The sequence below is a fragment of the Planctomycetia bacterium genome (assembly GCA_021413845.1).
Lineage (GTDB): Bacteria > Planctomycetota > Planctomycetia > Pirellulales > PNKZ01 > PNKZ01.
Genome location: JAIOPP010000035.1, coordinates 1 through 11,970, shown reverse-complemented (window position 1 = coordinate 11,970; position 11,970 = coordinate 1). Strand labels below are relative to the sequence as shown.

Sequence of the window (11,970 nt, the reverse complement as noted above, 5' to 3'; positions counted from 1 at the left end):
ATGCTCTGCATCGACTCGAGAGTTTCGGAATCGGACCTCGTAGCGGCTATTGTGCGGCGATCGTTAAATCGCCCCACACTTTCACCTCGTCGGCGACTCCGATCGCTCCGAACGCTTTCGAGAACGGCGTCATCCCGAAATCCTTCTGCTTCACGCTGAACTGTCCGCGTAGCCGTGTGCCGCCGGGAGCCGGCTCGGCGACGACGCGAATCGTCAGCGGACGGGTAACGCCGTGAAGCGTGAAATCGCCCGCGAGTTCGTACCAATCGGGATCGGCAGCCTGTTGCTTTGCCAAAAGTAGCGAGGAACGAATCACGTATTGCGCCGTCGGAAACTTCCCGACGTCGAGGACCGCCGCGCTGATCATATTTGCCGTGGTTTGTTGTTGCGTCGAGTCGTCGGTCGTACCTTTGATGCCGACATACTGCCGCGACTCTGCGGTATCGCACACGAACGATTTCATATCGAACGTGAATTCGCCGGCCTGTTGAGCGACCCCTAAGCGAATCGTCCCGGAGGCGACGCGGCCTTCCACTCCGTGTTCGTGCCCGAGGCCCCGGGCCGCGACGTGGGCGTAGGCTTTACTTCGTTGCGGATCGACTTGGCCGGGTTGCAACGCCGGTTGTTGCGCGATGCAACTCGTCGCCCAAAGGAACATTCCGGAAAATGCGAATGACTGCCGCGCGACCAATAAGAAATAGCGATTCATATGACTGCCTCCATGCGAAAGTGGACCGACTCAGTATCCGGATTTCGCCGGCGATCAAAACACCGTTTCGAGCTACGATCCGCGTGGCTTACCGCATTGTCACCTATCGATCGCTAGTGGAAATCGCACCGATGAACATGGTCACACGCACTGACTCAACGTCGTTGAAACTGTGATCGATTATCAACAACGAACAGCGTGCGAACTCGCACACTAGCTCGACGATCGAGGGGGATTCTGTTGAAGAGCACTCGATATGGTTACGCTGGTCCTGCTTCAAGCGAATCGAGTCGTCAGGGGTCGCCATGCAGTCTCGTTGGGATGTCGTCGTCGTGGGAGCCGGTCCGGCGGGAAGCGCGCTCGCCGCGTTGTTGGCTCGCGACGGTCGGCGCGTCGCGCTCATCGATGCGTCGCATTTCCCCCGCCGAAAGATGTGCGGCGAGCATTTGGCGTCGGGTGCGCAACCGCTGTTGGATGCGATCGGAATCGGCGCAGAGATTCGCTCGCTCGGCGTGCCGATCAAAACGGTTTCGTTACTGGCATCGCCGAAGCATCGCCTCACGGTGCCGGCAGGCCCGAGCGAATTGCAATGTCCGACGGCGCTGAGCCGCTATCGCTTCGATCACCTGCGCAGTGCCCAAGCCACGCAGGTCGAGCCAAGTGCAATAGATCTCTCCGGAGGGACCGATCGCCATCGCATGCAAGCCTTCTCTGGCAGCCGTCGGCGAATCATTGACCGTCACGGGATCTTGCCAGGTCTCGCCCGCATCGGCCGAGCGCCAGGAAAGCAGGTTGCCGGACTCGTGGCCGATGGCCGTCACGACCGCGACGTCGCCGCGTGCGACGATCCGCGGACTCGGGGCCGGTCGCTTGATCCGAGACCGAGCGGCGGAGATGATGCCTTTACGAACTCGACGACCACGTTCTGCCGGGACGACGCGGCAGTGGTTTTCGAAGTCGGGCGTTCCTCGACAGCGGGAGAGCAAGCGTATGCGATCGTGGCCGAATCAGCTATTCATCAACGGCGAATGGGTTGATAGTGCCTCCGGCAAAACCTGGAGCGTCGTGAATCCAGCAACGGGCGAGACGCTGACGGAGGTGGCTCTCGCCGATGCCGTCGACGTCGACCGAGCGGTCGGGGCGGCGCGCAGGGCCTTTGAAGGGGGTGAATGGCCGCAGATGGACCCGCTGCACCGCGGTCGGTTGTTGTTCCGCCTCGCGGAACGGATTCGCGCTTCGCTCGACGACCTGGCTATGACCGATACGCTGAATATCGGTAAGCCTATTCGCGACACGCTGGGTTGGGATGCTCCCGTTTCGGCGGATCTGTTCGAGACTTACGCCGGTCTGCCCGACAAGATCGCCGGGAAGTGCTACGGCACGTTCTCGGACAGCATGACGATGCAGATTCGCGAGCCGATGGGGGTGATCGCCGCGATCGTTCCGTGGAACTATCCGGTCACGAATGCCGCGATCAAGCTCGCCCCGATCCTTGCCTGCGGCAACACGGTCGTGCTGAAGCCGTCGGAAGTTTCACCCCTTTCGGCATTGATGCTAGCGCAGATGGCTCACGAGGTGGGCTTTCCGCGCGGCGTGATCAATGTGATCCACGGCACGGGCGCGGATGCCGGCGCGGCGCTTGTCAGACATCCGGGAGTCGACAAAATCGCCTTCACCGGGCGCCATCAGACCGGCGCTCAGATGCTCGAAGCGGCGAAGCAAGGGATGAAGGGGGTCTTGATGGAGCTCGGCGGCAAGACGCCAAGCCTCGTGTTTCCGGACGCGCCCCTGGAGAACGTCGTCAATGGCGTGATCACCGGGATCTTCGTCAATCTCGGTCAGGTCTGCGTCGCCGGTTCCCGACTGCTCGTGCATGAAAGCCAGCACGATGAACTACTCGAGCGAATCATCGCCAAGGCGAAGGGGTTGCGCCAGGGCGACCCGACCGATCCGGCGACACAGCTCGGCTGCTTAGCGACGCCCCAGCATTGTCAGTCGGTGCAACAACGCGTCGAACAGGGGAAACAAGAAGGTGCGACGTGCGTCCTCTCCGGACGAGCTCCGAAATCACCGACCGACTGCTTCTTCGCTCCGACGATCTTCGACCAAGTGACGCCGAATATGACGCTCGCGCGCGAAGAAGTCTTCGGACCCGTGCTGAGCGTAATGACCTATCGCACGGAAGCCGAGGCGGTGAGCATTGCCAACGATTGCGATTTCGGCTTGATGGCGAACGTATGGACGTCGGACGGCACGCGGGCCCTGCGAGTTGCGCGGCAGCTCAAGGCCGGCAAGATCTCGATCAACGGCGGCGGCGCGTTTCGGGCCAGCTCTCCGGTTTTCGGTTACAAGCTGAGCGGCTTCGGAACCGAGCTCGGCTTCGACGAAGCCGCGAATGAGTACTGTAACTCCAAGACGATCCTGTACTCGTTGTCGACCGAAAAGTCGCCTTGGCCTGAGTGATCGAGGAAGTCTCCGAAAGCCCATGACGCCAGCAAATTCACGAGCTTCCCGCTGCACAGTGACGAGGATACGCATTGGCGTCCACTGATGCGTTGGATTATGATGCAGGCTGAGGATCCGACAGCTACTCGCCGAGAATGGTCACGATGTTTTCATTGCTCCGAAGTCATCCTGCCTATGCCGTTTCGCAAAGTCGTCGCCGCTTTCTCGGGCATGTCTCGGCCGGCTGTCTAGGAACGAGTCTGGCAGACCTCCTGACGCTTGAAGCCTTCGCCTCGACGACGTCGAATCGCGCGAAGCGCGCCAAGCAAGTGCTTGTCGTGTACGAGGAAGGGGGAATCAGCCAGATGGATACGTGGGACCCGAAGCCCACGGCCCCCGTCGATCATCGCACTCCTTATAAACCAATCGCGACGAATGTGCCGGGTATCTGTTTTTCGGAACTCATGCCGCAGCTTGCGCGGCATGCCGACAAGCTGAGCGTCGTCCGTTCGATGACTTCGACCAGCGTCGCCGGTCACATGGAAGGCTGCCAAGAATTCTTCAAAGGCTATCCTTTCAATCTCGCCAAAGAGTTTCCGGATATCGGCTCCGTCGTCGCGGAGTTGATGGGTAGCCGGTGCGCCGAATTGCCGCCGTATGTGTTTTGTCCCGGCGCGAATATGCCGAACCACGTCACCTCGACCGGATTCTTGTCCGTGAGTCGAGCGCCGTGGAAGCTCGGCACGAAGAGCCTCGGCGAAAACGTCGCCGATCCGAAATGGAAAGTGCGGGCATTGGAACCGCAGTCGGGCATGAGCACGACTCGGCTCGCCGATCGCCGTCGCTTACTCGGGGCCTTGTCGCCGGAATCGTCCGAAGGACTCGCCACATCGGTGAGGCGAACATACGAACATGCGTTCGATCTGCTCACCAGCCCTCGGGTGCAGGCGGCGTTCGACCTCAGCAACGAAAGCGACGCCGTGCGCGACCGCTACGGCCGCGACCATCGCGGCTGTTGCTATTTGCTGGGGAGGAAACTGATCGAAACGGGCGTGCGCTTCGTGACGGTCACCGTCATCCAGCCGCCGGAGCTCGTCGGCCGTCCCGGTTACGGCGAGGAGAATGGCGTCTTCCTCAATTGGGACCATCACGAAGGGATCTATCGCAACGGTCCTTGCGGCGGTCCGCAGGGAATGAGCAAGCAAGAACGCTACGGACTGCCTCATCCGGCCATGATGCCGAGTCTGGATCGCTCGCTCAGCGCGCTGCTCGACGATCTGCAGCAACGCGGCCTCCTCGAAGAGACGCTCGTTTGCTTCATCACCGAAATGGGACGCACGCCCAAAGTCAACAAGTGGCAAGGGCGGGACCACTGGGCTCGCGCGATGTCGATCGTATTCGCCGGTGCCGGAGTGCCGGGGGGGCAAGTGATCGGGGCCACCGACGAGCAAGGAGGCGACGTCCTCGACGATCGGTTCACGCCTTACGACTACGCGGCGAGCGTCTACGAGAAACTTGGGATCGGCAGCGAACTCCGTCTGACCCGCCCCGACGGCCGGCCGGTCGATCCGACATTCGGCGGCACTCCGATCCGCGGCCTGTTTTAGTAAGTCCGGAAGCTCATACCGTGCAACGCGGCTTGGCCCGATTCCTTTTGCCTTTCGTCCGGTGAGCAGCGACATGCCTGAGTTCGAATCTACCCGATCCGCGGACGTTTCGCGGCGAGCACTTCTCCAAGCAAGCGGCGCGCTTTTGGGCGCAGGTCTGGTGTTCCCCGGAGCCGCGCGATCGGAGCCGAACGCGACGAGCGCCTCCAAGCCCTTTACGAACTATTCGGAAGTCTTGGCGACGCTCAAGCGGCGGGGACGGGAAGTTCGCGTACTCGGATGCGCGCCGGATCAATCGCCGATCGTGGCCGTCCGCTGCGGCGGCGACAAGTTGCCCGCGATCATGATCAGCGGCGGGGCTCATTCCACCGAGCACGCCGGCGCATTCGCGACCGTCGAGGTGATCGAAAACCTCAAGACGAAGCACGTGGTATGGGTCGTTCCCGCGCGCGACCCGATCGGGCTGAGCGGATTTCGCCATGCTCTGAGTCTCGGGCTCGGCAAGCCGGCCCAGTTGGAAACGATCGACGGCCTGCCCGACTTTCTCCGCAAGAACGGTGAAGTATTGGTCGACGCCGACGGGACGCTGTTGGTCATGATCGGCGAGTATGGTTACGCCAACAAAGGCTTGCTCCATAAATTCGAGAAGAGCGCGCCGTTCCTCGAACCGCTTTGCGGCCGACGGATTTGGTTCACTTCGAGTCGCACCGATACGCCGGGTTCGGCTCCCTTGGAGCGGGCGTATACGTTGATCGTCGCGCCCGACGGCGAGATCTTGCACTTGAACCGCTTTCATGACACCCGCTGGGCGCCGGCCGAAGTTCGCTGCCTGCGCAACTTGATGGCTGAAGTCCGTCCGGCTTTGACCTTCGATCTGCACGAACACGATCACGGTCCGTTCTTTTGGATGTCGGCTCGCAAACAGCGAACCGAGGACGACGAGATTTGGGAACGGCGCATGGCCGGCGAAGCGGCACGAGTCGTCAAAGCGTCCGGTTCGGAACTCGCGCCGGAAAAATACTCCCCCGGCTCGTTCTTCGAGAAACTCGAGCCCGGCGTCTTTTGGTTGGATGCTCAAAAGCGAGGCGAGGGCTTGAACCTCATCGACTTCGCCGCGAGACGATACGGTCCCGGTTTCACGATCGAAACCGGAATGCAATGTCCATTCGAAGAACGAGTGCGTCAGCATCTGCTCGTCGTGCAGACGGCGGTCGACCTGTTCGAGCAACGCCACGCCTAAGAACGACCGGTCCCGGCAGCGCATCGTTCGATCAAGGCGAATTCTCCCGCATGAGCATCTTCGAAGAATTCGGCATCGAGCCGATCATCAACGCTTCCGGCGCCGTAACTCGACTAGGAGGCGCGCCGATGCCGCAAGCGGTGCTCGACGCCTTCTGCGCCGCGGCGCGTGAGAGCGTTCCGCTGGATCAGCTTCAGGGTGTCGCCTCTCGAATCATCGCGGAAACGACCGGCGCCGAGGCGGGGATCGTCACCAGCGGAGCGGCCGCCGCACTCACGCTCGGCACGGCCGCGATCTTGGCGCGATACGATCTGCACCGGATCGAACGGCTGCCCCGGTGTGATTTTCCGAGCGAGTTCATCGTTGCGCGCGAGCAACGCAACGGTTACGACCATGCCGTGCGCGCTGCGGGGGCGACGCTGATCGAGGTCGGCTTCCATGAACCGGTAGCGGGTTCCGGAGTACGACGCTGCGAAGCTTGGGAGATCGAAGCCGCGATCGGACCCGAAACCGCCGGCATCTTCTACGTGCATGACGCCGAGGCCCGACCTCGGTTGGCCGAGGTGGTCGAAATCGCACAGGCCCGTAACTTGCCGGTGCTCGTCGATGCAGCGGGCGAACTTCCGCCGCGCGAGAATCTGCAAAGCATTCTCGCATGCGGTGCCGATCTCGTCGCGTTCAGCGGCGGCAAGGCGATTCGCGGTCCTCAAGCCGCGGGCATCCTCTGCGGACGCCGCGACCTCATCGGCTCGGCGGCTCTCCAGATGCTCGACATGGATGATCATTTCGCCCTCTGGGAGCCTCCGACGAATCTCATCGACAAACGGTTGCTCAAAGGCATGCCGCGACATGGGATCGGGCGCGCTCTCAAGGTTTCAAAGGAGCAAATCGTCGCCCTGTTGACGGCGCTGCGCCTGTTCGCCTCCGGCGACTACGATCGCCATCGAATCGATCAGCGACGTTACCTCGAGCAAGTGATAACGAATCTCGAGGGGCTACCGGTATGCCACCGCCTCGCATTGCCGACCGACGAGCAATCGACTCCGAAGCTCGAAATTGCAATCGACAAAGCACGGCTGGGACGTTCCGCATTCGAAGTATGTCGGCGACTTCGGCGCGGCTCTCCGCCGGTTTACGTCGGCCACTCGCTGCTTGAGCAAGGAACTCTCGTAATCGATCCGCTCCATCTTGATGAGGCGCGCACTTCGAAGCTCATCCGGCGACTGCGGGAAGAACTCGGCGCCGAGGAATAGTCGCGAAGAACCGCTCGATCGAATCGCTCAATGCGGAGCCGCATCGGCTCGATTCGCGCGCCAGACCCGCAACATATTCTCGCCTAGCACTTTCCGAATCACGTCGTCGGAATGCCCTCGTTGCACTAAGCCGACGGTGAACAGCGGCCAATTGGTCCAAGCCAGACTGAGCGAGCCTTCCGCGGACTCGCGGAACTCGAACGCCGGCCACAAGTGCTCCCATCTCGGACCGGTGAGATTCGGTGCGCGCCCATCCGCACGCTTACCGATTTTGTCTCGCTCCGCCTTCTCGTTGCGCGAAGTGTAGGCGACGTCCGTTCCGATCGCGACGTGGTCAGGGCCGAACTTTTTGATCGCATAGTCGAGATGATCCAACAGCGCCGCGATATCTCCTTTGCCGCCGAGGAACTTCGGAATGCAGCACATCCCGATCAGCCCGCCGGTATCGCAGATGGCTTTAATGGTTTCGTCGGGCTTGCCGCGATAGTGGCGTTGTAAGGCGGCGCAGGCCGTGTGACTGGCCACGACCGGTCGCTTCGACGCCTTGGCCGCCTCGAGGCTTGTGCGCCAGCCGCTATGGGCGGTGTCGACGATGATCCCGAGCCGATTGAGTTCCGCGATCGCGATCCGCCCGAAATCGCTCAAGCCGCCGTCGACGGCTTCGCCGCTGCCGTCTCCGAGCGGATTACGGCGGTTGTAAGTCAGATGCATCATCTGCACGCCGAGTTGTCGAAACAACTTCACGTAGCGCAACTCGTCGCGCGTGCTCTCGAATGCTTGGGTAAGCGGCACGCCGTTGGTCGTGAAAGCCAAGCAAACATGCCCCGCCTTCTTCGCCGCCGACACCGCTTCGGGCGAAATCGCTTTCGAGCAGACGGGTGCGAGACTGTCGGTTAGAAACGTGAATCGCGACAGGCGCTTCAACAATCGCAGCGGATCATTTCCCTCTTCGCCGCAATTCTGAAAGATGCACGTCACCCCGGACTCGTGAAACGCGTCGAGAAACTCGCGGCGTTCGATCTCGTCATGAACGGCGCGAATCATGTTCATGTCTTCGCGCAGATCGACAAGCTCCGAATCGGATGCCCCCGCGAGCATCGTTTCGCGAAATGCGGCCCCATCGAGCGACGCCCGCGGAGCGAACCCGTAACTGTCGACAACCAGCGAAGCGGCGTGGATCTCCAAGCCGTGTCGCACGTCGCGATCGCTTGGCGAAAGAATCGCCAAAGCCGCCTGTCGGCTTTTCCGAACCACGTCGTTCTCACTCGTCGGTGGAGCGGCCCACGTTCGAAAACGAGCACCGGCGTGCCAGGCCGCGGCGGCGGCGAACGAAGCGGCCATGAAACGACGGCGATTGATCGACATAGGATGCTTCCGTAGATTCGTGTCGAATAGCTTAAAGGGATTCCCGCGCTTCGCGACCGACTCATCGCGACGCCGCATGGCCGGCGGCGTGAATCAGTTCTTTTCTCGTTCCCGACGCTCGTACAGATATTCTCGCACCGCTGCGGCGACCTCGGCTCCCACGGCACGGTAGACTTCGGCCGTTCCGCTCGGATGATGCCAACTCGTTTCCAGACACAAGCTGACGGTCCGTGAGTTTCCGTGCAGCGCCACCCAATTGGCGCTCATCTCGCGCCACTTCTCCGTGTACTTGCTTCCGGCGGCCTTCGGCTTGTCGTTGACGGCAAACTTCGGTTTCAGCACGGCGAGTCTCGAACACGCCGTCGCAATGAATCGGTCTCTCGACTCGATCCTCTGCGCGGTCAGTAAATCGTCGGGCAGCGTGAAGAAGAATGTCGGATCGGTCGGACCCGGGTTGTGTAAGTCGAGAAACAAGTCCATGCGGCCGGTGGCCGTTAGGTTGCCGATCATTCGTTGAGCCGCAAGCACTTCGTTCCAGTTCGGCTTTTCCGACCAGTCTCGATTGTGATCTTGGGGCACCGCGTCTTTGCCGCCGTTTCCGGTCGCCGCATTATCCACGTCCATGATCGGCACGATGAAGATTTCCGCATTCCGGCGGAGCCACGAGGCATCGGCGGCATCGCTCATCAACCATTCGCCGAAGCCTTGGGCGACCCAACTCGAACCGGATTCCCAGGCGTGCTGCCGAGCTTGAATCCAAACGCCGAATCTCCGTTGCTTGGGTAAGTCTCCCTCCATGACATGCAACAGCGGCACGATTCGGTTTTCTCGCGACCGACACAATTCCTTGGCCGTCGCACCGCGACCTGCGCCGGCTTGCTTAGCGACGAACTTCACGGCCATGCTCGGCGTGTACGGCGGTCCCCAAGCGACGAAGATCGAACTCGCCTCAGGCCTCAGGATGTAGACCATCCATTCACCTTGCCTGACTCCCTTCTCGGTGCGATGCCATGTCTCCCCGTCGGTCGAGTACGTCGCCCGATCCACTTGTGCCCACACTGGCGACAACGGCTTCGAGAGCGGAGCACCGGGCCTATCGACCGTCGTCGAAGACGCTCGCAAGCGGAGCGAGATCGATTCGCCGGGCGTGATTCCTTTCACGCGAAAGAACCACCAACATGGCCAACCCCGCTCAGGACTCCCGCCCGGCATGAAGTCGATGCGCCGTGCGACGTCGTCGATTTCGATCGTGCGCACCGAGCCCCCCTCGAAGTCGGCCTCGACGACCAAGGGCTCGGCCGCGTCCGCCGCGCGGCACGCGAAAACTAAAATCGCCGCGATGATCAAGACGAATCGTCGTCGCAGGTTCATGCTCGTTATCTGCAATGGTGCGCTGCGCGGATTAAGGGCGTCGCAGGCAGCGACGCCGCTCCGCCGGCCGAGGGGCCGAGGCCGATCGTAAACTCGAAACACTTCAACGATCGCTTGCGCGATGAATCGCCGGTACTTCGTTCAACCTAGTCGACCGCCGTTCCGGTCACAACCACGAGGAACTCGACTCGAATTCGGCGCAGCTTCGTCATCCCACCAAGTTGCCGCTTGCTCCGACTTCTTCACCGCTCCAGAATGCCGTCGCCCCCTAACGAATGCACTCTTGCCAGGACCCATACGTTGATGAGCTTCATTAACTCCGCCTTTCGGCTGATGGTTTCAAGACCGTTATTTGCGACGTCGGCATTGACGATGTGCTTGGCTTTGATCGCAACGGACCATCCGAGCGCACAAGCGAAGGAGCCGCAGCGCTGGACTTCGGAAATTATGATGTCGGTGAAACGGATCGGCAGCGTGCAAGTCTCGCCCGACGGAAAGCGCGTCGCGTATGCCGTTCGTGATGCGATCATGGAGGGAGACATCAGTGAGTTTCGCACTCATATCCATCTTGCGAACGCCGACGGCACCGACCGACTGCAACTGACTCGCGGCGATCACTCGTGCGACGATCCGCAATGGTCTCCCGCCGGCGATCGGCTGGCATTTGTTTCCACTCGCAAAGGTAAGAAAAATCTCTGGCTGATCCGACCCGACGGCGGCGAAGCGGAACCCCTGACGAAGATGAAGGGCGATGTCGGTAGCTTCAAATGGTCGCCCGACGGTCGTTCGCTCGCTTTCACCGCGACAGATGCTCCGAGCGAAGAGGAGGAGAAGCGGAAGCGAACGAAGGACGACGCCGTAGTCGTCGACGAGCGAATCAAGCAGAGTCGGCTTTACGTGGTGGCGGTCCACTCGACCTCGAAGTCTCAAGCTCGCCCCAAAGCTTTGAGCCCGGCCGATCGTAGCGTCGTAAGTGAAGCGAATCGTTCGGGCCGAGCCGGCTTCGACTGGTCGCCCGATGGTCGAACGATCGTTTTCGCTCACGCCCGCTCGCCACGTCCCGACGACTGGACGAGCGCCGATCTTTCCACCGTCGACGTCGCCTCCGGCACTGTGAAAAAATTGGCGAGCAGCGCGGCCGCGGAAGGGTCGCCGATATACTCTCCTCTCGGAACGGCCATCGCGTTTACGGTCAGCGATGAACCGGCGACTTGGGCAGGCGCGCGACGCGTGCATGTCGTTTCAAGCTCCGGCGGATCATCGCAAGAACTCGCCGACACTCACGACGGATTCGGTCGCTATTCGGAGCTGATCGGCTGGTCGGCCGAAGGAAAGAAAATTTACTTTTCGGAGCTACGTGGAACGAGCCTGGAACTCAGCACGCTGCCTCTCGCAGGACCGCCGAAAGTCGTCGGACATCAGGACGGGATGTCGCTCGGAGGCTTTCATCTGAATGCTCGGCGCACGCATGTTGGATTCGGTTGGGAGACGCTCGATCGACCTGCCGAGGCCTATTGCTCGACGATCGAGCACTTCAAGCCGGTTAAGGTCAGTGAAGTCCAGCCGGAGTTGCCCTCGACGGCGCAGACAGGTCGAACGGAAATCGTCAGTTGGAAGTCGAGCGATGGTTTCGACGTCGACGGGCTCCTGACGTATCCACGCGACTATCGCAAAGGGACGCGTTATCCGTTGTTACTCGTCGTGCATGGGGGACCGATGGGCGCGTTTACGCAAAGCTACGACGGTTCGCCCACGCAGTATCCGGTCGCCTTGTTCGCCGAACGAGGTTACGCCGTCTTGCGTCCGAATCCGCGCGGCAGCAGCGGCTACGGCAAGAAGTTTCGCTACGCCAATTACGGCGACTGGGGCGGCGGAGACTATCGCGATCTTATGAGCGGCGTCGATCATTGCATCGAGCTTGGCATCGCCGATCGCGATCGGCTTGGAGTCATGGGCTGGAGCTACGGCGGCTACATGACC

General features: G+C 61.3%; 8 protein-coding genes and 1 pseudogene. 6 read left to right on the top strand and 3 right to left on the bottom strand.

Annotated features, from left to right (window positions below):
- Positions 1-46 precede the first annotated feature (46 nt).
- Positions 47-709, bottom strand: a complete 663-nt coding sequence (locus tag K8U03_07440) for a YceI family protein (protein ID MCE9604722.1) — start codon at positions 707-709, stop codon at positions 47-49.
- A 305-nt stretch (positions 710-1,014) separates the two neighbouring features.
- On the opposite strand from K8U03_07440, the pseudogene K8U03_07435 reads away from it, so the two are divergent.
- The 5 genes and pseudogenes from K8U03_07435 to K8U03_07415 all read left to right on the top strand — a co-directional run bounded on the left by K8U03_07435 (position 1,015) and on the right by K8U03_07415 (position 7,254).
- Positions 1,015-1,158: pseudogene (locus K8U03_07435) on the top strand (FAD-dependent oxidoreductase).
- A 541-nt stretch (positions 1,159-1,699) separates the two neighbouring features.
- The gene (locus K8U03_07430; GenBank protein MCE9604721.1) at positions 1,700-3,172 is read left to right on the top strand and encodes an aldehyde dehydrogenase family protein; all 1,473 of its coding nucleotides are present in this window, start codon (positions 1,700-1,702) and stop codon (positions 3,170-3,172) included.
- A 146-nt stretch (positions 3,173-3,318) separates the two neighbouring features.
- Positions 3,319-4,761: a DUF1501 domain-containing protein gene (locus K8U03_07425; protein MCE9604720.1), complete on the top strand. Its 1,443-nt coding sequence runs from the start codon at positions 3,319-3,321 to the stop codon at positions 4,759-4,761.
- 145 nt (positions 4,762-4,906) lie between these two features.
- A complete protein-coding gene (locus K8U03_07420) occupies positions 4,907-6,001 on the top strand; it encodes a hypothetical protein (GenBank protein MCE9604719.1) in 1,095 nt (364 codons plus the stop codon).
- A gap of 50 nt (positions 6,002-6,051) precedes the next feature.
- Positions 6,052-7,254, top strand: a complete 1,203-nt coding sequence (locus tag K8U03_07415) for an aminotransferase class V-fold PLP-dependent enzyme (GenBank protein MCE9604718.1) — start codon at positions 6,052-6,054, stop codon at positions 7,252-7,254.
- 27 nt (positions 7,255-7,281) lie between these two features.
- On the opposite strand, the gene K8U03_07410 is transcribed toward K8U03_07415, so the two are convergent.
- Together K8U03_07410 and K8U03_07405 are read right to left on the bottom strand one after the other, a co-directional pair.
- Positions 7,282-8,619, bottom strand: a complete 1,338-nt coding sequence (locus tag K8U03_07410) for a dipeptidase (GenBank protein MCE9604717.1) — start codon at positions 8,617-8,619, stop codon at positions 7,282-7,284.
- A 93-nt stretch (positions 8,620-8,712) separates the two neighbouring features.
- A complete protein-coding gene (locus tag K8U03_07405; GenBank protein MCE9604716.1) occupies positions 8,713-9,990 on the bottom strand; it encodes a zinc carboxypeptidase in 1,278 nt (425 codons plus the stop codon).
- Positions 9,991-10,290: 300 nt separating this feature from the next.
- On the opposite strand from K8U03_07405, the gene K8U03_07400 reads away from it, so the two are divergent.
- A partial coding sequence (locus K8U03_07400) for a prolyl oligopeptidase family serine peptidase (GenBank protein MCE9604715.1) occupies positions 10,291-11,970 on the top strand: 1,680 nt, incomplete at its 3' end.